This is a genomic window from Afipia broomeae ATCC 49717 (genome assembly GCF_000314675.2).
In the GTDB taxonomy this organism is placed as follows: Bacteria; Pseudomonadota; Alphaproteobacteria; order Rhizobiales; family Xanthobacteraceae; genus Afipia; species Afipia broomeae.
In genome coordinates this window covers 496,426-516,579 of record NZ_KB375283.1, presented here as the reverse complement: position 1 = coordinate 516,579, position 20,154 = coordinate 496,426, and the positions used below count along the sequence as shown (strand labels likewise).

General features: G+C 62.3%; 19 protein-coding genes and 1 other RNA gene. 9 read left to right on the top strand and 11 right to left on the bottom strand.

Translation table 11 applies throughout. From position 1 onward, the window contains the following. Positions 1–95 precede the first annotated feature (95 nt). Positions 96–413, top strand: coding sequence for a hypothetical protein (locus HMPREF9695_RS14895; protein WP_006021694.1), 318 nt, complete (start codon positions 96–98; stop codon positions 411–413). A gap of 58 nt (positions 414–471) precedes the next feature. Here HMPREF9695_RS14895 and HMPREF9695_RS14890 read toward each other — a convergent pair whose 3' ends face one another. The 3 genes from HMPREF9695_RS14890 to HMPREF9695_RS14880 all read right to left on the bottom strand — a co-directional run bounded on the left by HMPREF9695_RS14890 (position 472) and on the right by HMPREF9695_RS14880 (position 4,833). Then, on the bottom strand, positions 472–1,233 hold the full coding sequence (locus HMPREF9695_RS14890) for an ABC transporter permease (RefSeq protein ID WP_006021693.1): 762 nt from the start codon (positions 1,231–1,233) through the stop codon (positions 472–474). Further along, on the bottom strand, positions 1,233–2,153 hold the full coding sequence (locus tag HMPREF9695_RS14885; RefSeq protein ID WP_006021692.1) for an ABC transporter ATP-binding protein: 921 nt from the start codon (positions 2,151–2,153) through the stop codon (positions 1,233–1,235). Before HMPREF9695_RS14885 ends, HMPREF9695_RS14890 begins: the two co-directional genes overlap by 1 nt. 142 nt (positions 2,154–2,295) lie before the next feature. Beyond that, positions 2,296–4,833 (bottom strand): ATP-dependent helicase, encoded by a 2,538-nt coding sequence (locus HMPREF9695_RS14880; RefSeq protein ID WP_006021691.1) that lies wholly within the window; start codon positions 4,831–4,833, stop codon positions 2,296–2,298. Between the two features lie 279 nt (positions 4,834–5,112). On the opposite strand from HMPREF9695_RS14880, the gene HMPREF9695_RS25850 reads away from it, so the two are divergent. Then, the gene (locus HMPREF9695_RS25850) at positions 5,113–5,286 is read left to right on the top strand and encodes a DUF1328 domain-containing protein (RefSeq protein WP_006021690.1); all 174 of its coding nucleotides are present in this window, start codon (positions 5,113–5,115) and stop codon (positions 5,284–5,286) included. Positions 5,287–5,314: 28 nt separating this feature from the next. Here the strand turns inward: HMPREF9695_RS25850 and HMPREF9695_RS14870 are convergent, their stop codons facing one another. After that, positions 5,315–5,833, bottom strand: a complete 519-nt coding sequence (locus tag HMPREF9695_RS14870) for a thioesterase family protein (protein ID WP_006021689.1) — start codon at positions 5,831–5,833, stop codon at positions 5,315–5,317. A gap of 98 nt (positions 5,834–5,931) precedes the next feature. Between HMPREF9695_RS14870 and HMPREF9695_RS14865 the strand changes: the two genes are divergently transcribed. Together HMPREF9695_RS14865 and HMPREF9695_RS14860 are read left to right on the top strand one after the other, a co-directional pair. Next, a complete protein-coding gene (locus HMPREF9695_RS14865) occupies positions 5,932–7,344 on the top strand; it encodes an FAD-binding oxidoreductase (protein ID WP_006021688.1) in 1,413 nt (470 codons plus the stop codon). Continuing rightward, positions 7,341–8,165: a 2-keto-4-pentenoate hydratase gene (locus HMPREF9695_RS14860; RefSeq protein WP_006021687.1), complete on the top strand. Its 825-nt coding sequence runs from the start codon at positions 7,341–7,343 to the stop codon at positions 8,163–8,165. Before HMPREF9695_RS14865 ends, HMPREF9695_RS14860 begins: the two co-directional genes overlap by 4 nt. Positions 8,166–8,174: 9 nt before the next feature. Here the strand turns inward: HMPREF9695_RS14860 and HMPREF9695_RS14855 are convergent, their stop codons facing one another. Then, entirely contained in the window at positions 8,175–8,978 is an 804-nt protein-coding gene (locus HMPREF9695_RS14855; protein WP_006021686.1) for an SAM-dependent methyltransferase, read from the bottom strand. Between the two features lie 170 nt (positions 8,979–9,148). Here HMPREF9695_RS14855 and HMPREF9695_RS14850 point away from each other — a divergent pair, with 170 nt between their 5' ends. Further along, complete coding sequence (locus HMPREF9695_RS14850) at positions 9,149–12,805, top strand: AsmA family protein (RefSeq protein WP_006021685.1); 3,657 nt, start codon at positions 9,149–9,151, stop codon at positions 12,803–12,805. Between the two features lie 8 nt (positions 12,806–12,813). Here the strand turns inward: HMPREF9695_RS14850 and HMPREF9695_RS14845 are convergent, their stop codons facing one another. The 6 genes from HMPREF9695_RS14845 to ssrA form a co-directional block, all read right to left on the bottom strand. Then, on the bottom strand, positions 12,814–13,152 hold the full coding sequence (locus HMPREF9695_RS14845) for a ribbon-helix-helix domain-containing protein (RefSeq protein ID WP_006021684.1): 339 nt from the start codon (positions 13,150–13,152) through the stop codon (positions 12,814–12,816). Between the two features lie 275 nt (positions 13,153–13,427). Next, positions 13,428–13,700 (bottom strand): ribbon-helix-helix domain-containing protein, encoded by a 273-nt coding sequence (locus tag HMPREF9695_RS14840; RefSeq protein WP_006021683.1) that lies wholly within the window; start codon positions 13,698–13,700, stop codon positions 13,428–13,430. Next, positions 13,697–13,885 carry a DUF4169 family protein gene (locus HMPREF9695_RS14835; protein ID WP_006021682.1) on the bottom strand — a complete coding sequence of 63 codons (189 nt, stop codon included), beginning with the start codon at positions 13,883–13,885 and terminating at the stop codon, positions 13,697–13,699. The genes HMPREF9695_RS14840 and HMPREF9695_RS14835 overlap by 4 nt, the downstream gene beginning before the upstream one ends. 258 nt (positions 13,886–14,143) lie before the next feature. Next, positions 14,144–15,547 (bottom strand): class II fumarate hydratase, encoded by a 1,404-nt coding sequence (gene fumC, locus HMPREF9695_RS14830; protein WP_006021681.1) that lies wholly within the window; start codon positions 15,545–15,547, stop codon positions 14,144–14,146. Between the two features lie 146 nt (positions 15,548–15,693). Next, the gene (locus tag HMPREF9695_RS14825) at positions 15,694–16,197 is read right to left on the bottom strand and encodes an SspB family protein (RefSeq protein ID WP_006021680.1); all 504 of its coding nucleotides are present in this window, start codon (positions 16,195–16,197) and stop codon (positions 15,694–15,696) included. Positions 16,198–16,382: 185 nt separating this feature from the next. Further along, positions 16,383–16,747: a transfer-messenger RNA gene (gene ssrA / locus HMPREF9695_RS25845) on the bottom strand. Positions 16,748–16,890: 143 nt separating this feature from the next. Here ssrA and HMPREF9695_RS14820 point away from each other — a divergent pair. The 4 genes from HMPREF9695_RS14820 to HMPREF9695_RS14805 all read left to right on the top strand — a co-directional run bounded on the left by HMPREF9695_RS14820 (position 16,891) and on the right by HMPREF9695_RS14805 (position 20,126). Then, positions 16,891–17,493: a chromate transporter gene (locus HMPREF9695_RS14820; RefSeq protein ID WP_006021679.1), complete on the top strand. Its 603-nt coding sequence runs from the start codon at positions 16,891–16,893 to the stop codon at positions 17,491–17,493. A 26-nt stretch (positions 17,494–17,519) separates the two neighbouring features. Further along, complete coding sequence (locus HMPREF9695_RS14815) at positions 17,520–18,023, top strand: chromate transporter (RefSeq protein WP_051055015.1); 504 nt, start codon at positions 17,520–17,522, stop codon at positions 18,021–18,023. A gap of 86 nt (positions 18,024–18,109) precedes the next feature. After that, on the top strand, positions 18,110–18,604 hold the full coding sequence (locus HMPREF9695_RS14810) for a tripartite tricarboxylate transporter TctB family protein (protein ID WP_006021677.1): 495 nt from the start codon (positions 18,110–18,112) through the stop codon (positions 18,602–18,604). A gap of 7 nt (positions 18,605–18,611) precedes the next feature. Continuing rightward, a complete protein-coding gene (locus HMPREF9695_RS14805; RefSeq protein WP_006021676.1) occupies positions 18,612–20,126 on the top strand; it encodes a tripartite tricarboxylate transporter permease in 1,515 nt (504 codons plus the stop codon). Positions 20,127–20,154 lie beyond the last annotated feature (28 nt).

Sequence of the window (20,154 nt, the reverse complement as noted above, 5' to 3'; positions counted from 1 at the left end):
GCGCATTGTGTTTCTTCCAAACCTGACGCAACCTCAGCGCTGCTGATTTGCTTCAGGGCGGGCCGGGAGTCGGCCGGGCAGGGAGGATTCCTCACATGAGAATTGCAGCTTCGTTCATATCCATTTCGGTGCTGACGCTTCTGGCAGTGCCTGCTGCCGCTCAGCAGCAGGATCCCATCAATGGCGCCATCAGCGGCGCGGCGCAGGGCACGTATCAGGGAAAGACCGCGGCCGGACCGGTCGGCGGTCTCGTCGGCGGCGCGCTCGGTGCAGGTGTCGGCGCGGTGGCCGGCACGCTCAACGTGGTCGGCACCGGTGTGAGCAATGCCGTGCAGCCGGCGACGGTGCCTCCGCCTCCGGGCACAGGCCCGAGCGGCTATTACGACAGCAACGGAAACTGGCGCCCGAACTGAGCGGGCCGCACGACCGATTTCCAATACGCCCCGCTTGCGGGGCGTATTTCGTTTGGGATCAGGTCTTGAGCCGATAACCGGTGCGGAAAATCCACCACACCACGATCATGCACAGCGCGAGAAAGCCCAGGGTCATCCCGAGGCTGACAGCCACGCTGACGTCGGCTATCTCGAAGAAGCTCCAGCGGAAACCGCTGACCAGATAGACCACCGGGTTGAACAGCGTCACGGTCTGCCAGAACGGCGGGAGCATGTGGATCGAATAGAAACTGCCGCCGAGAAAGGTCAGCGGCGTGATCACCAGCAACGGGATCACCTGCAGTTTCTCGAAGCCGTCGGCCCAGATGCCGATGATGAACCCGAACAGGCTGAACGTCACCGACGTCAGCACCAGGAAGGTCAGCATCATGAATGGGTGCGCGATCTTCAGCGGCACGAACAGGCTTGCAGTCGCGAGAATGATGAGCCCGAGGATGATCGACTTGGTCGCCGCGGCGCCGACATAGCCGACCACGGCCTCGAACGATGAGACCGGCGCGGAGAGCAATTCGTAGACCGTACCGGTGAATTTCGGAAAGTAGATCGCGAACGACGCATTGGCGATGCTCTGGGTCAGCAGCGACAGCATGATGAGGCCCGGCACAATGAAAGTGCCGTAGCTGACTCCGTCGATCTCCGTGATGCGCGAACCGATCGCCGAGCCGAATACCACGAAGTACAGCGACGTCGAGATCACCGGCGAGACGACGCTCTGCAGCAGCGTGCGGAAGGTGCGCGCCATTTCGAATTTGTAGATCGCGCGAATGGCATACAGGTTCATTATTGGTGCACCAGACTAACGAAGATTTCTTCGAGCGAGCTTTGGGTGGTGTTGAGATCGTTGAAACGGACACCGGACGCATTGAGGTCGTTCAACAGCGCCGTGATGCCGGTGCGCTCGCCCTTGGTGTCGTAGGTGTAAATCAGTTCATCGCCGTCCGGTGACAGTTCGAGATGATGCGCGGCGAGGGCGGCAGGGATTGCGGCGAGCTTCTCCTGCAGATGCAGCTTGAGTTGCTTTCTGCCGAGCTTCTGCATCAGCTTGGCCTTCTCCTCGACCAGCACGATCTCACCCTTGTTGATGACGCCGACGCGGTCGGCCATCTCCTCGGCTTCCTCAATGTAGTGCGTGGTGAGAATGATGGTGACTCCGGCGTCGCGCAGTCCGCGCACGACCTCCCACATCGCCTTGCGCAGTTCGACATCGACGCCAGCCGTCGGCTCGTCGAGAAACAGAATCTGCGGCTCATGTGCCAGCGCCTTGGCAATCATCACGCGGCGTTTCATGCCGCCGGAGAGCGTGATGATCTGGCTCTTGCGCTTGTCCCAGAGCGAGAGCTCCTTGAGCACCTTCTCGATATGCGCGGGGTTGCTTGGCTTGCCGAACAGGCCGCGGCTGAACGAGGCGGTCGACCACGGCGATTCCCATGCGTCGGTATGCAGTTCCTGCGGGACCAGTCCGATCAGCGAGCGGGCAGCGCGGTAATCCTTGACGATGTCGTGCCCATCGACCGTCACCGTGCCTTCGGTCTGGACCGCGAGACCGCAGATCACGCTGATCAGCGTGGTCTTGCCGGCGCCGTTCGGGCCGAGCAGCGCGAAGATCTCGCCGCGGCGAATATCGAGATTGATATTCTTCAGCGCGGTGAATCCGGACGCATAGGTCTTCGAGACGTTGGCAACGGAGATGATGGGAGACATGGGGGCAATCTGTCGAGGCGGGAGCATGACATAGGCGCGCGGACGCGCCTGCGCAATGCACTATAACTATCGGGGGGCAGTTACGCGTATCAAAATTCTATTGCGACGAATTCAAATTTGTCATGCGCCTTGGGCGCAACGGCTATGCCTTTGTCACGAAACTGTCGACGACCTTCTTCTCACCGGCCTTTTCAAAGGCGATGGTGAGCTTATTGCCGTCCACCCTAGCGACGTTGCCGTAGCCGAACTTCTGGTGGAACACGCGGTCGCCGAGCGAGAATTCGGAATTGGTGCCGGTGGACTTGGCGATCAGTTCGCCTTCGATCACGGTCGCCTTGCGGCTGAAGCTGCCGCGCGAACCGGAGTCGTAGCGTGCTCCGGTCTCATCAAATCCCTTGCCGCCGCTGCGGGCGCGATTGGCCTGTGCGCGTTGCCAGCCAGGCGTTGTGTAAGTCGAGCCGAACGATTCCACGTTGTCGAAGCGCGATGCGCCGTAACCGCCAGAGCCGCCCCATCCGGAGCCGCCCTTGCTTTCGGTGATCTCGACATTGGCCGTCGGGAGTTCATCGAGGAAGCGCGATGGAATGGTGGTGGTCCATGAGCCATGGATGCGCCGGTTGGTAGCAAAGTAGAGCATGGCGCGCTTGCGTGCGCGCGTAATGCCGACATGGGCGAGGCGGCGTTCTTCTTCCAGCCCCGCGCGGCCCTGTTCATCGAGGGTGCGCTGGCTCGGAAACAGGCCCTCTTCCCAGCCCGGGAGGAACACGTTGTCGAACTCCAGTCCCTTGGCCGAGTGCAGTGTCATCAGGGACACGGCGTCGTCGTCGGCGCCGCCTTCGCGGTCCATTACCAGCGAGATGTGTTCGAGGAAACCTTGCAGGTTCTCGAACTCTTCCATCGAGCGCACGAGTTCTTTCAGGTTGTCGAGGCGGCCCGCGGCGTCGGCGGACCGGTCCTTCTGCCACATCTCGGTGTAGCCGCTCTCGTCGAGTACAATCTCGGCAAGCTGCGTGTGCGGGACGATGTCGCGTTGCGCGCGCCAGCGGTCGAAATTGGTCATGACGTCGCGCAGGCTGCCGCGCGCCTTCGGCTTCAACTCGTCGGTCTCGATCACCGCGCGGGCAGCTTCGGTCAGCGGGATACGGCGCTTGCGGGCGACATCGTGCAGCATCTGCACGGTGGCGTCGCCGAGGCCGCGTTTCGGCACGTTGACGATGCGCTCGAAGGCGAGATCGTCGGCGGGCGAATTGATCACGCGCAGATAGGCCAGCGCATCGCGGATTTCGGCGCGCTCGTAGAAGCGCGGGCCGCCGATCACGCGATAGGGCAGGCCAAGCGTGACGAAACGGTCTTCAAACTCGCGCATCTGAAACGAGGCGCGCACCAGAATCGCAATTTCATTCAGCTTCTGGCCGGCGCGCTGAAGCTGCTCGATCTCCTCGCCGATGCCGCGGGCTTCTTCTTCCGAATCCCATGCGCCGGTAACAGTGACCTTCTCGCCGTCCTCATCCTCGGTGCGGAGCGTTTTCCCGAGGCGGCCTTCGTTGTACGCGATCAGGTGCGAAGCGGCCGCGAGGATGTGACCGGTCGAGCGGTAGTTGCGCTCGAGGCGAATGACCTTCGCGCCAGGGAAATCGTGTTCGAAGCGCAGGATGTTGTCGACCTCCGCGCCGCGCCAGCCATAGATCGACTGATCGTCGTCGCCGACACAGCAGATGTTCTTCGGTGCGGCGAGGGGGGTAACTTTACCCGAGTTGTCATCACCGGGCCGACGCGAAGCGTCGAGACCCGGTGATCCATCTTGTGAAGATTCGATGGATTGCCGGGTCAAGCCCGGCAATGACGAAGCAGAGGACGGCGCCTGCGCCAGCAGCCGCAGCCACAGATACTGCGCGACGTTGGTGTCCTGATATTCGTCGACCAGGATATATTTGAAGCGCTGCTGATACTGCCGCAGCACGTCGGGGTGCTCGCGGAACAGGCGGATGTTCTCCAGCAGCAGATCGCCGAAGTCCGCGGCATTGAGAATCTTCAGCCGCTCCTGATAGCTCGCGTAAAGCTTGCCGCCCTTGCCGTTGCCGAACACGGCGGCTTCACCGGCTGGCACCTGCGATGGCGTCAGCCCGCGGTTTTTCCAGCCGTCGATCAGTCCGGCCAGCATGCGTGCGGGCCAGCGCTTGTCGTCGATGTTCTCGGCTTGCAGCAATTGCTTCAGCAGACGGATCTGGTCGTCGACATCGAGCACGGTGAAATTGGATTTCAACTGCACCAATTCGGCGTGATAGCGCAGGATGCGTCCGCCGATGGAATGGAACGTGCCGAGCCACGGCATGCCCTCCACCGCCTGGCCGAGCATCTGGCCGAGGCGGTGCTTCATCTCGCGCGCCGCCTTGTTGGTGAAGGTGACGGAGAGGATTTCGTGCGGCCGTGCGCGGCCGGTCGAGAGAATATGCGCAATACGCGACGTCAGGACCCGCGTTTTGCCGGTGCCCGCACCGGCCAGAACGAGGACTGGCCCGTCGAGCGTTTCCACGGCCTCCCGCTGCTCGGGATTGAGCGCGCTCAGATATTGCGGTGCAGCCGACGCGCGCGCCCGCGCAGCGATTCCGCCAGCGGCAGGCTGGTGGCTCGGCACGTCGCGGGACAGGTCTGACGGCGGCAGCTTGTTCGGTTCGGTCATGCGATTCGTCTTTGCCGTCACGATGGCATCGCGACGCCCGAAAGGGGAGGCTTCATATCAGGGTACGGGGACATATAGGCATGATTGGGCTCGCCTGACACCGTTGATTTCCCCGCAAACGGGCCGGCGCGGAGGCTGTCCCGCCCATTTTTGTTCCATTTCGGCTGGATTTTTTGACCTTCCAAGCAATGGCACCGGGCTGGAACCCGGGCGCGTCTGGCGGATTGGTTTTGCAGCAGGAGCGCTCGCCGCTCCCCGAACGAAACGCAGGAGCGTGTCATGATGAGTTGGGTGGTTACATTTCTGATTATCGCGCTGGTCGCGGCTCTTTTGGGCTTTGGCGGCATCGCGGGCGCGTCGATCGAGCTTGCCAAGATTGTTTTCTTCGTTGCCCTGATCCTGTTCGTGATCTCGGCGGTGGTGGGCCTTGCCCGCCGCAGCAGCGGTCCGTGATGTGACGACAGACAGCGGCGCGGTGGCGTCATTTGGCCGGCATGGTGATGCGCCGGCCAATGCCATCGGGCCGTGCGACAGTGCCATGCGCCGTGACGACGTCGCGGATGCGCGCAGCGATGTCAGCGGGAAATGGCGCGGTTTTGCGTGCGTTGATGTCCACATGAAGCGTCATGTTTTCGGACGTTGCCGAGAGCCAGCCTTCAGTCGCATGGCGTAGCTCCTCGAAGGTGTGGATACGCTTGTCGTCCGCTTCGATCAGATAAACCGACACCTGCACCGGATCGCCCAGATGCACCTCGCGCAGGTATCGTACATGCGCTTCGGCGGTGAAAGTCGATCCGTGACGTGTCTTCATGTAGTCGGGGCCGATACCGAGTTCGAGCCACATCTGATCGATGCCGCGGTCGAACAGCACATTGTAGTAAGCCATGTTGAGATGGCCGTTGTAATCGATCCATTGCGGCTCGACCTGCATCACCGTGGTCAGGAACGGCGCAGCGATATGTTGCGGCGCATTGTTTTTCTGAGGCATGCTTGAAGTCATCTCAATTCCCGGTTGGCGTCGGCCCTCTCTCTTGACCCGCTATATATCCTTTGCCACGGTCCGCGCCATAACCGGATCAAAAGAAGAAACGAGCGACCGTGGCCTTTTCCAACGCAGCCCTGACACGTCCCGCAGCATCCGCGCTCTCCGGCGCCATCGAAGCGCTTGCCGCGCGGTTCGGCAATAATCTGATCACGTCGCAGGCGGTGCGCGAGCAGCATGCCCATACCACCACCTGGTTGCCGATGCAGCCGCCGGATGCGGTGGTGATGGCGCGGACCACGGAAGACATCCAGGATGTGGTGCGGATCTGCGCGAAGCACCGCGTTCCGGTGATCCCGTTCGGCACCGGCACCTCGCTGGAAGGGCAGGTCAACGCGCCAGCCGGCGGCGTCTGCATCGATCTGCGGGAGATGAATCGCATTCTTGCGGTGCATGCTGACGATCTCGATTGCGTGATCGAGCCGGGTGTGACGCGCAAGGCGCTCAACGAACATCTGCGCGATCAGGGTCTGTTTTTCCCGATCGATCCCGGTGCCGACGCATCGATCGGCGGTATGGCATCGACCCGCGCGTCGGGCACCAACGCCGTGCGCTACGGCACCATGAAGGACAATATTCTGGCACTGAAGATCGTGCGTGCCGACGGCGAGATCATCACCACCGGCACGCGCGCCAAGAAATCTTCGGCGGGCTACGATCTCACTCACCTGTTTATCGGTGCGGAGGGCACGCTCGGCATCATTTCCGAGATTACACTCAAGCTGCGCGGCATTCCCCAAAGTATCGCCGCCGGTGCCTGCTCGTTCGAGACGGTCAAGGGCGCGTGCGACGCCACCATTCTCGCTATCCAGACCGGAATTCCTGTGGCGCGGATCGAACTGTTGAACGCCGCGCAGGTGAAGGCCTGCAACGCGTATTCAAAGCTAACCTTGCCTGAGACGCCGCTGCTGCTGCTGGAATTCCACGGCACCGAAGCCGACGTGGCCGAGCAGTCAGCAATGTTCGGTGAGATCGCGAAGGAATGCGGTGGCGGTGGATTCGAATGGGCGACACGCCCGGAGGACCGCACCCGGCTGTGGCAGGCGCGGCATGACGCCTACTGGGCCGTGCGCGGGCTTCGCCCCGGTGCGCAGGCGGTGGCGACGGATGTTTGCGTGCCGATCTCCCGGCTGGCCGAATGCGTGGTCGAAACAGAGAAGGATCTCGAAACGGTCGGCTTGATCTCGCCGATCGTCGGTCATGTCGGTGACGGCAATTTTCATTGCTCGATGCTGGTCGATGTCAGCGACCCCGACGAAATGCAGCGCGCGGATGGATTTCTGCATCGTCTGGTCGAGCGGGCTCTGGCCATGGGCGGCACCTGCACCGGCGAACATGGCATCGGGCAGGGCAAGCAGCAGTATCTGGAAACAGAACTCGGGCCCGAAGCCGTGCAGGCGATGCGCGCGCTCAAAGCCGCGCTCGATCCGCACAACATTCTGAACCCCGGCAAGATTCTGCCGTCATGACCGGGACCATAGCCCTGGATGCGAAGAGCGTCGCTGCCGAGGCGTTGTCGGTACTCGGTCAGGGTCGGCAGATTTCGCCGTTCTCGTCGCGCGATCCGGCCTTCAGTCTGGACGAGGCCTACAAGGTCACGCCGATCGTCCGGCAGATGCGCGAGGCGCGAGGCGAAAAGGTACTGGGCCGTAAGATCGGTTTCACCAACAGCACGATCTGGGCGCAGTACAATGTGAGCCGCCCGATCTGGGGCTACATGTACGACCGCACCATTCGCAACCTGAGCGACACCGGCGGGTTAGCCTCTCTTGCGGAACTGACCGACCCGCGGATCGAACCTGAAATCGTCTTCGGTTTGTCGGCTGTGCCTGATGCTGCGATGGACGAGCGCGGCCTGCTGTCCTGTATCGGCTGGGTGGCGCTCGGTTACGAGATCGTGCAATCGATCTATCCCGACTGGAAGTTTGCCGCGTCCGATACGGTAGCCGCCTTCGGCCTGCACGGCGCAATGCTCATCGGCGAGCGGCATCCGGTGTCCGGCAACGCCGAGGCATGGATGAAGCAGCTTTCGGATTTCGACGTCGAACTCGCCTGTAATGGCAATGTCGTGGATCGTGGCCATGCGCGTAATGTGCTTGGCGGCCCACTGTCGGCCTTGCGCCATTTCGTCGATGTGCTGTCAAAGGATGACGTGAACCCGGGCCTCGCGGCGGGAGAAATCGTCACAACGGGAACGCTGACGCGTGCGCTGCCCATCAAGCCGGGTGAGACGTGGACCACGACAGTCTCGGGTATTCCGCTCGGCAGTATCAGCGTCGCCTTCGGATGAAGCCGGCGATCAGTACTTCTTCCGGAAACTGTAACGCATCAGGCTGACCATCCCGGCCCGGAAGCCGCCGGCCGACATGCGCAGGTAGCGGCGGAATTCGTCGGTATGCGACTTGCCGACAAGCTCGACCGCTTTATCGTAGTTGGCGAGCAGGTTCTGTTCCCACAGTACCAGCGTCCGGTAATAGTGATCGGCGTCGTTGCGCGCGGCGATCAGACTGAACGTGCCTTCGGCGGCCGCGATCGGCTCCCATTCCAGCGGCAGATCGCTTTCCGGGAAGGTCTTGTCTAGCAGCGGCTGAACCTTGGTCCGTTCGGAATAGGCGATGGTTTGCAGCGACACTTTTCCGTTGATCGCCAGCACGCTGTCGCAGTACGCGAAAAATTCGCGATAGGATTTGAGCTTGGCTGCGGGGTCGAGTCCTTTCTGGACGAAATGCTCGAACGCACCGACCGAAATGATGGCGTCGTATCGGCGTTCAGGCTTGTGGTCGCGCCAGTCCTGCTCCAGCACTTCGATTTTTGGATTCTTGCCGTCGCGGATCCAGGCGGCCTGGGACGGGCTGAGCGTCAGCCCGACCGCATGGGCGACACCGGCATGGTCGACCAGCCGACGGAGCATCGCGCCCCATCCGCAGCCGATGTCGAGAACCCGCGCGGCGTTCGCTGCACCGGCGGCTTCGATATGGTGATCGAGTTTGCGGCGCTGTGCCGTGACTAGATCGTCGCCGTCCTCGAACAGCGCGCACGAGTAAATCATCTCCGGATCAAGCACGAGCCGGAAAAAGTCATTGCCCATGTCGTAATGCGACATGATCGCCTCGGGCGAAGCGCCTGTTCTTTCCGCGGGCCGCGCAATTTTTTCGGACATTTTCCCCACTGGGTTACAGGGTTGTGAACGGAGCCTGTTAAACTTAGTATTCTAACCCACACACAGGTTCAATATTCGTGCCATCCGGTGTCCGATCCCACTGAGGAAAGACCTTGCAGACCACGCTGCTCGGACTGGCCATCGCTTTCATCCTTGCGCTGATTGTGGCGCTGGTCGGCCCGTATTTCGTCGACTGGAACCAGTTCCGCTCGCAATTCGAGACGGAAGCATCCCGTATTGTGGGTGCGCCGGTGCGCGTCGGCGGCAAACTGGACGCCCTGCTGCTGCCGACGCCGACGCTGCGGCTGCGATCGGTCGCCATCGGCGGCGACAGCGATCCTGCCAGGGTCCGGGCCGGCAAGCTCGACGTCGAGTTCAGTTTGGGCGCACTGATGCGGGGCGAATGGCGGGCCAGCGAACTGTCGCTGGAGGATTTCGCGCTGGATCTCGGCCTCGATCGTCAAGGCCGCTTCGAATGGCCCGCCACCGCGGGCCGCTTCAATCTCGGCTCGCTCGCCATCGACCGGATGAACGTCGCCGGGCGGATCGCGCTGCACGATGCGTCCAGCGGCAAGACGCTGCGGATCGACGATCTCAAATTCAGCGGCGATGTGCGCGCACTGGCCAGCAGCCTGCGCGGAGATGGATCGTTCACGCTGCTCGGTGCGCGGACGCCGTTCCGCATCTCGTCGGGTCAGAGCAGTGACGGCAAGGGTACGCGTGTGCGCTTTGTCGCCGAGCCGGGTGAGCGGCCGCTACTGGCCGATCTCGATGGCGTGCTGACGTTCGACAATGCCGTGCCGAATTTCGAAGGTGGCCTGACACTGGCGCGGCCGTCCGATGCCAAATCCGCGGTGCCCGGACAGCCGTGGCGGATGACATCGCGGGTGAAAGCCAGTCCGTCGTCGGCAACGTTCGAGCGGGTCGAAGCGGCTTATGGCCAGGAAGACAATGCACTGCGGCTGACAGGCGGCGGGGAAATTCGCTTCGGGGCGTCGCCGTTGCTGCGTCTCGCGCTGTCGGCGCGGCAACTCGATGCAGACCGTCTGTTGATCCGAGGTGCAGCGAGCGCCGAGCCGCTGCGATTGCTTCCTGCGCTGCGGACGCTGGTCACGTCGCTGCCGGTGATGCCGCTTCCCGCGCAAATCGAAGCCAGTGCCGATCAGATCGCGCTCGGCGGGCGGCCACTCCAGAATATTGCCATCGAACTGCGTGGCGATGAGCAGGCGTGGACCGTCGGAAAGTTCGAGCTGCGCGCGCCGGGCGCGACCCGTGTCTCGGCAAACGGCACAGTTGCGCAGCCGGGAGCGTCGGCCCGGTTCACGGGGCCGATCAATATTGAATCGTCCGATCCCGATGTGCTGGCTGCGTGGTTACAGGGCCGCAGCGACACCACGTATCGCAATCAGAAGCCGCTGCGCCTGCGCGGCGATGCGACGCTTGCGGCGGATCGGGTCGCGCTGGACGGTATCAAGGCCGACGTCAATGGCGGCACGATGGAGGGCCGCGTCGCGCTGTTGAATGTCGCCAACGGCAAGACGCGGATCGAGGCTGCGCTGAATACGGCGAGCCTCGATCTCGACGCGATGTCGTCGCTTGCAGGTGCACTGGCCGGTCCGCAATCCGGATGGCCGGACGAAGGGCAAGTCGCGCTCAATGCCGAGAGCGCCGTGCTCGCGGGAGAGACGGTTCGCCCGGTCGCTGTCAGTCTGAGTTACAGTCCCACAAAATTCACGCTTGATCGTGTGGAGATCGGCAACACGAGCAGTGATTTCGCCGTCAGCGGGACTGGATCGTTCGATCGCACCGAGGGCGGCGGCAAGCTTGGCCTGTACGCATCGGCGTCATCGCTGGAGCGTGTCGGAAGCCTTCTCTCCCCGTTTGCCCCCGCGCTTGCGGAGCGACTGGCAGCGGTTCCGAAAGAGCCCGGATCCGCGGTGATGCTGGTGGCCGCCACACTTGGCAAGGCGAAGGACCGCTCCGGCCGCACCGATGCGGAAGCTGTGTTCAATCTGGAAGCGCCGCAGCTCAAGGGGACGATCACGCTAAAGGGATCTCCGAATATCGATCTCGCGCGCGGGCTTGATCTTGCGGCTTTGCGAGGCAACCCATTCAATCTGGAAACCAGCCTGACGGCGAACCAGACTTCAACCATCGTGGCATCGCTCGGCCTGGACCGGATCATTTCGCCGGGTGATGGCCCCGCGCAATTTGAATCGTCGGTCGCCGGCGTCTGGGGTTCGCCGCTGCAATTGAAAGCCAAGCTGACCGGGGCGGGCGTCGATGGCGACATTCAAGGCACCGGCAATCCATGGGCGGACCAATCGACGGCCGCGTTGACCGTCGCGGTGCGCCGCGCCGATCTCGCCGCGCTATTCGATCTGCAACGTGGGAGCATGCCAGCGCCAGGCGTTTCGCTGTCGTCGCGTCTTGGTGTCGCGGGTAACGTCTTCACCTTCGACGATCTCGACACCACCGTGGGCGGGTCGCGGATCCGCGGACGGCTCGTGTTGACGCGCGGTGACGAGATCGGCGTCGATGGTGAGCTTGGTCTCGACACGCTCGATCTTGCGGCGGTCACCGGCGTCGCATTCGGAGCTATGGGACGTGATGCCTCGGCGCCGCTCGGCCGGGGATGGTTGCGCGGCTGGCGCGGACGTCTCGCGTTTCAGGCCTTGAGCGGGGTGTTGCCCGGAGGCGGAGAGTTGCGTCCTGTCAGCGGCGCGATCAAGGGCGACGGACAATCCCTCGTGCTGGAGAATGTCAAAGCGAGCATCGGCGGCGGTGAAGCAGTGATCGATCTCGATGCGCGTCAGGCCGCGCAGGGAACCGGTCAGGGAACATCGTTCAATGCGCGGGTGCAGTTGACCGGCGTCGATGGCGCGGCGCTTCGCTACCGCGGCCTTGCGGTGCCGGACGGGAAGGTTGCGCTGCAAATGACACTGGCCGGGGCAGGGCGCAGCGCCGCCGGATTGACCGGTGCGCTCTCGGGCGCTGGCACTCTGACGCTGACCGATGCGCGAATCGCCGGACTCGATCCACGTGCGTTCGAGGTGGCCGTTCGCGCCAGCGACGGCGGGCAGGCCACCGACGATCTCAAGCTAAAGGAGATCGTCGAGCCTGTGTTGGCGGCGGGTGCGTTGAAGGTTCCGTCGGCGCAGATTCCCTTCACCATCAAGGATGGCCGCTTGCGGATCGAAGCGGCGACGCTGGGCGCTGCGCGCGCCCGCGTCGCAATTGCCGGTGGATACGACCTGCTGGCGGATCAGGCCGACATCCGCGCGGTGATGTCGCCAGTCACCACGCGCCCGATACAGGGCCGTCCCGAAATTCGCGTTGACCTGAATGGTTCGCCGGACCGGCTGGTGCGTGCCGTCGACGTTGCTGCGCTATCCTCCTGGCTCGGCATGCGTGCGATCGATCGCGAAACGCGGCGACTCGATCAACTCGAGCGTGGCGTCGGGCCGGGGCTTGAACCCGACGAACTGTGGGAGGAGGAGTTGCCGAAGGCGGAGCCGCTTCCACCGTCGGAAGTGAAGATTCCGACTCGCGATCCGCGGCGAAAGAATTCCGGCACAAAGGCCGCGTCTCCGCGGCCGCCTGCTGCGCCGCCTGTGGCTGTCCAGCCGGTCCCGCAACCTGCTCCCGCGCCGAGCGGAGGGCCGCTGGTGCAGCCATTGCCGCCGCCGATCGACATCAAACCTGCGCCGGGTGCCATGCGGCTGCCGAAGCAGCGGCCGGCGACTCAGGCGCCCGCCGGGACGTTCTGATTCGATTTCTAGCTTGTCGGCGCGATGCTCGGCGATGGTTGCCGTTCGCCGATGAAGACTGATGTGACGGCACGCGCGCGGAAGTGATCCAGCACGAACAATCGAATCGCGGACGACAGGTTGCTGGTCTTGCGGGTGCGATCGATGGCGTCGATCTGGGTCGATAGCGGCAGGCCGCGCCGTGTCGCAATGTCCTTCAGGCTGGTCCAGAATGCGTCTTCAAGGCTGACACTGGTCTTGTGGCCGCCAACCACGACGGATCGCTTGACCACCGCGAATTCTTTCACGCCCCGGGTCCGGATGTTGTCCGCAGCATCCGCATCCGGCATCGTCGTGTCGTCCTGCATCGAAGTTTCCTCCGCTTCGGCCAAGCGTCCGCACGCGGCGAGGCGCTGTCTCGCCGCAGAGGAACTCTGGCACATTGGGTCCGATGTTCGCTCGGGACTGCGCGGGGTCAGAATACAGATCGCTGCCGCGAAAACTGTAATGGCCGCCCCCGCAGCCGGTCTCGAAACGGTATGTGGTTCGAGACACGGGTACATAGTAACTGAAACCAGTTACCTGCGGTATTCGTGCGAAAACCTATGACGGAGTCAGGATCGTAGCTGGGCCGTGCGCAAAACTACGGATGCGAATCTTCCGCCTGCATCCGGCTGCTGCCGTTCCCCGCTGAAGGCATTGCCCGCGAGCGGAAGTAATCCAGCACGAACAGACGGATTGCGGAGGACAGGTTCCCCTGCTGCCGGCCGCCGTCGATCTCACCGACGAGTTCCGACAGCGTCAGGTTCCGCACCGATGCAATTTCCTTCATGCCATTCCAGAAGGCTTCTTCGAGGCTGACGCTGGTCTTGTGGCCGGCGACGACGATCGATCTTTTGACGACGGGGGATTTCATGCCGGCGTCCCATCATCGATGCGGTGGTGATCGAGGATGTCGCTGGCGCGCTGCGCCTGCTGTTCGTCGCGGCTGCGCTCGCCCTTGGTGCGGCCGAAGCGAATGCGATTGGTCTCCGCCTGCTTGTCTGCTTGTTCGCGCGCAATGCGCTTTTTGATTTGTTTCAGGTTGACCAGGTCGCCCATGACGCCTCCTTTATTTCAGGACAGGTTCAACAAAGGCGCGGCATGCAACGGCGCGGTTTGTTCTGTCCTGCGACTCATCCGAGCAGGCTGCTCACACGAGTCCGTTTAAAAGTTGTTCGTTTTGGTGCACGTGCAGTGCGGCAGCCCCCAAAAGTTAGCATGCGATAAGTAGGAGATGGTAGCCAATCGGCGTAGGACTTTAGAAGGTGCGACGAGATGTCCGAACGTTACAGCGAGTTAATGTAAGTGAAACGTGCTCTAACCGGGGTGCGTCATCTTGTCGGGCTTTACGAGCCGATCGAATTCTGCCTCCGAAACGAAGCCGAGACGCACTGCTTCTTCCTTTAGCGTCGTGCCGCGCGCGTGAGCAGTTTTCGCGACCTTTGCAGCATTGTCGTAGCCGATCTTCGGCGCCAGCGCCGTCACCAGCATCAGCGAGCGCCGCATCAACTCATCGATGCGCTTTTCGTCGGCGCGGATGCCGACGACGCAATGTTCGGTGAACGAACGCGTCACATCGGCCATCAACTGGATCGATTGCAGCATGCAATGCGCCAGCACGGGCTTGTAAACGTTGAGTTCGAAGTGGCCCTGGCTGCCGGCGACGGTGATCGCCGTTTGATTGCCGAAGATCTGGCAACACACCATGGTCATTGCCTCGCACTGAGTCGGGTTGACCTTGCCGGGCATGATCGATGATCCCGGTTCGTTTTCGGGCAGAATCAGTTCGCCGAGCCCGGAGCGCGGCCCAGAGCCGAGCAGCCGGATGTCGTTGGCGATCTTGAAGAGGCCGGTCGCCATGGAATTGATCGCGCCGTGCACGAATACATAAGCGTCGTTCGACGCCAGAGCCTCGAACTTGTTCTGCGCGCTGGTGAACGGCAGCTTGGTGAGCGAGGCGACCTGTTTGGCGAACAGTTTGGCAAACCGCGGCTTGGAGTTAAGGCCGGTCCCCACCGCCGTTCCGCCCTGCGCCAGCGGGTAGAGATCCTTCGCGGCGGCGCGGATGCGTGCGATGCCGCTCTCGACCTGCGCGGCGTAACCGGAGAATTCCTGGCCAAGCGTCAGTGGCGTCGCGTCCTGTGTATGGGTGCGGCCGATCTTGACGATCTTGGCGAAGGCTTTCTCTTTCTGGCGCAGCGCTTTCAGCAGGATAGTCAGTGCGGGGATGAGGTCGTGGGTTATGCGCTCGGCGGCGGCGATATGCATCGCGGTCGGAAACGAGTCGTTCGACGACTGGCTCATGTTGACGTGATCGTTCGGATGCACCGGCTTCTTGGTGCCGGGCTCGCCGCCGAGCAATTCGCTGGCGCGATTGGCGATCACCTCGTTGAGGTTCATGTTGGTCTGCGTGCCCGAGCCGGTTTGCCAGACCACCAGCGGGAAGTTGTCATCGAGCTTGCCGTCGATGACTTCCCGAGCCGCGCGGACGATGGCGCGTGCGCGGCGCTGGTCGAGCAGGCCAAGCTCAAGATTGGTCTGTGCCGATGCCAGTTTCACCATCGCCAGTGCGCGGACGATCGGCATCGGCATCCGCTCATTGCCGATCTTAAAGTTGTGCTTCGAGCGTTCGGTCTGTGCGCCCCAATAGTGGTCCGCCGGCACTTCGATCGGTCCGAACGTGTCGGTTTCGGTGCGCGTTGTCTTCTTCTGGGCGGCCATGATGCTTTTCCGGTGCGTTTTTGGGGATGCCGAAGTGTAGGACTTCGCAACCGATCGACGCAACCGCCGCGCGCCTCCGCATGTGCGGAAACGCGTGTCCGAATTTAGAAAAGCTTCAAGATGGCGTGAGGTGAGGGCGCGCCGGATTACTTCTTGCGGAAGCGATCGAGCCGCACGACCTCGGCGCCTTCGCCCTGCTTGACAGGCTCGCCGTCCGTTTCAGCAGGGGCTTCGGGTGCAGCCGCGACCGGCAGCGTCTCCACGGTGGGCGCGTCGGCCGCCGCGTCGGCCGCCTCAACGGGCTCGAACTGCAAGCCGAACTGCACCGACGGATCGAAGAAGCTCTTGATCGCGCTGAACGGAATGACCAGGCGCTCGGGAATTCCGTTGAACGACAGTCCAACCTCGAAGCGGTCATCGGTGACGACCAGATCCCAGAACTGGTGCTGAAGTATGACGGTCATTTCCTGCGGATACTGCGACAGCAGGCGCGGGGAAATCTTCACGCCTTCGGCCTTGGACAGGAACGTGATGTAGAAATGATGTTCGCCAGGCAGTCCATGCTCGGCAGCGTCCGCGAGCACATGCTTCAGCACGCCGCGCAAGGCGTCGCGCGCGAGAACGTCGTAACGAATATGATCGGTCGCCATCAATGTAGTCCTGTCGAAAGGTAGCTGGTCGAACTTCAGGTCGTCAGACGTGAACGTTCCGACTCGCAAATTCGATCCATGCTATCCGGTCATGGCCCGCAGGTCAGCACCTGCGCTTGGCAGATCGCAGATATTCTCATGCGCCGCAACGCATCCGCCTGACAAATTCAATGCAACAAGATGAAAGTGGAGGCTTCTGTTGCCAGGTGCCTCCGAACCCCGCCTAGAGGGGCTTAATCCCCTAGGACTTTAGACTTGGTTTTTCAAACTGCGTTACGCAGCCTGAGCAACCGGAGCATAGTTGTCGTTTGCAACTATTGCATAGCCCGATAACGGCGGAACCATACCGGGAAAAAGCGAGCCCTTTACGCCCTCGTCGATCCTGTTTCGCCCCCGCCGAAACCCGCCCTTTGGTCGGGAAATCCGGGCTTTGGTGGAGGCGCCGGGTGCTGCCCCCGGGTCCGAATGGTTTATTACGACGGCCATTTATTTCCATAGCCGGCGAACCGGCTCCCTCAATATAGGGGGCAAACCCTAACGACAAAAGGCCTTGTTTCCACTTTCGGGATGGCGCGCGCGGACGGTTTCAGGACGGAAGGCAAGGTTGCGCACTTCGCCTGATCCGCGTCCAGCGCATGCGCCCCGCACCGGAATATCGTTTGGCCGCCGCCTGCGGCCATTCTAAATCGGGCCATGTCTCAAGAGACCGCTCCCGCGATTCCCCAGACCCCTGATGCTTTCGCGCCGGAGCGGCCGGGACTGCTCGAACTGTTCGTGGCGTTCGCCAAGATGTCGCTTGCGGGCTTCGGCGGGGTACTGGTGTGGGCGCGCCGCGCCATCGTCGAGCAGCATCGCTGGATGACGCCTGAAGAATTCAACGAAGCGTTCGCGCTCTGTCATTTCCTGCCGGGTCCTAACATCGTCAATCTGTCCGTGGTGTTCGGCGCTCGCTTTCGCGGAATCCCGGGAAGCATTGCCGCTTTCTTTGGGCTGGTCGGACCGCCGGTGGTGATTGTGACGGTGCTGGCCGCAATCTACGCGCGCTATGGAGAGATTCCGGCGTTGCAGCGCACACTGGCGGGCGTGTCCTGCGCTGCGGTCGGACTCTTCCTTGCGGTTATCCTGCGCATGATGTTGCCGTTGCTGAAAAAGCGCGATCCCATCGCGCTTGCGCTGCTCGTCGCCGTTTTCATAGCGATCGGGGTATTGCGGTTGCCGCTGGTGGCGGTTCTGCTGACAGCGATCCCGCTCAGCGTTGTCGTGACGTTCCTGATGCGAAGGAGGGCGTCATCGTGAGTTCGCCTAGCGGTACGCTTCTGACGATGGCGTGGACGTTCGGTCTGATGTCGCTGCTCGCGATCGGCGGCGCCAATTCCACGATTCCGGAAATGCATCGGGTCGCTGTCGACGTGCAGCACTGGATGTCGAATGCGCAGTTCGCGGACATGTTTGCGATCTCGCAATTATCGCCGGGGCCGAATGTCCTGATCGTGACGTTGATTGGATACCATGTGGCCGGCATCGCGGGCGCACTGGTCGCCACATTCGCCATGTGCGGTCCGTCCGCGGTCTTTGCCTATTTCGTCAGCAACATGCTGACGCGGTCGAGCCAATCGATCTGGCCTGCGATCCTGCAGGCTGCGCTGGTTCCAATCTCGATCGGGCTGATGTGCGCCAGCGGCTTCATTCTCGCATTAACCACCGGCAGCACATGGGTCGGGGCCGCCCTTATTATCGGCGCCGGGGTGCTTGCATTGGCAACCCGGCTCAACCCACTGTGGATGCTGATTGTGGGTGGCATTCTCGGTTTTGCTGGCGTCGTCTGACGAAAATCGATAAGCAAAGTGCGCAGGGGACAGCCTGCCCGACAAGAATAGACCGGGCTCAAGCCCGTGACTTAAGGGGGATGACGATGAGTGAAGCGCCAGATAGCGCTGCGGGAAAACCCGCGCCGGGGCTTATCAAAGGACCACAGGACTTCTACGGCGGCCTGGCGCTGATGGCGATCGCGCTGTTCGCCCTGTGGGCATCGAGCGATCTGGCGGGGATGCGGGGATTTTCATTCGGTCCCGGCACCGCGCCGCGCATGTTCGCTTATCTCCTTCTGGCGCTCGGTGCTGGTGTTGCCCTTACCGGCTTTTTAGTCGAGGGCCCGCAGTTGCAACGCTACGGCATTCGCGGCCCTGTCTTCGTGACGTTATCGATCCTGGCTTTCGCTGTCGCAATTCGTCCGCTCGGTCTGATTGTTTCTGCATTCGTGAGCTTCCTGATCGCTGCGATGGGAAGCGACGAGACGCGGTGGAAGGAAGCCGTCATAGTCGGAATATGCCTGACGATCGGCTGTGCTCTGCTGTTCCCGTATGCACTCGGGCTTCCGCTCGATCTCTTCCCACGCATTCTGCGCTGAGGCCGTCATGGATGTTTTTGCAAATCTCGCGCTCGGCTTCGGCGTTGCGTTCTCACCCATCAATCTTGGTCTCTGTCTGATCGGCGCGCTGGTCGGTACGCTGGTCGGCGTGCTGCCCGGAATCGGCACCATTGCTACTGTGGCGATGCTGCTGCCGATCACGTTCGGATTGCCGCCGGTCGGCGCGCTCATCATGCTCGCCGGCATTTATTACGGTGCGCAGTACGGCGGTTCGACCACGTCGATCCTGGTCAACATTCCCGGCGAAGCCGGCTCGGTTGTGACGGCGCTCGACGGCTTCCAGATGGCCAAGCAAGGCCGCGCCGGCCCGGCGCTGGCGATCGCCGCGATCGGCTCGTTCTTCGCGGGCTGCATTGCAACCTTTCTGATCGCATTGCTGGGCGCGCCGCTGACCAAGCTCGCACTGGCATTCGGTCCTGCCGAGTATTTCTCGCTGATGGTGCTCGGCCTGATCTTCGCCGTCGTGCTGGCGAAGGGCTCAGTGCTCAAGGCCATCGCGATGATTGCCTTCGGCGTGCTGCTGTCGATGGTCGGCTCCGACATCGAGACCGGCGCGTCGCGCATGTCGTTCAACATTCCGGAACTTGCCGACGGTCTTGGTTTCGCGACCGTGGCGATGGGTCTGTTCGGTTTCGCCGAGATCATCCGCAATCTCGATCACGGCGCGTCGATGGACCGTGAACTGGTGCAGCAGAAGATCTCGGGTCTGATGCCGACCAAGAAGGATTTGAAGGATTCGGCGCCGGCCATCGTGCGCGGAACGATCCTCGGATCGATCCTCGGCATTCTGCCCGGCGGCGGCGCGGTGATCGCGTCGTTTGCGGCCTACACGTTCGAGAAGAAGATTTCGAAGCATCCTCAGCGCTTCGGCCGCGGTGCGATCGAAGGCGTCGCGGCGCCGGAAAGCGCAAATAATGCCGCGGCGCAGACCTCGTTCATTCCGCTGCTCACCCTCGGCATTCCGCCCAACGCGGTGATGGCGCTGATGGTCGGCGCGATGACCATTCATGGCATCGTTCCCGGTCCTCAGGTGATGCAGAAGCAGCCCGAACTGGTCTGGGGCATGATTGCCTCGATGTGGATCGGCAACCTGATGCTGCTGGTCATCAACCTGCCGCTGGTCGGCATCTGGGTGCGATTGCTGCGGGTGCCTTACCGGCTGCTGTTCCCGTGCATCGTCATCTTCTGCGCGATCGGCATCTACTCGGTGAACAACGCGCCGATGGACGTGGTTCTGACAGCCGCTTTCGGTCTCGTCGGCTACTGGCTGGTGAAGCATGACTTTGAACCCGCGCCGCTGCTGCTCGGCATGGTGCTTGGCCCGTTGATGGAAGAGAATCTTCGCCGTGCGCTGCTGATCTCGCGCGGTGACTGGTCGGTCTTCCTGACCCGGCCGCTGTCTGCGACCCTGATGGCGATCGCAGCGTTCCTGCTGATCCTCTCGCTGCTGCCCGCACTTCGCAAGAAGCGCGACGAGGTCTTCGTCGAGTCCGAGAACTAAGGGTAACGAGGTGCGGCGTTGCGCCGCG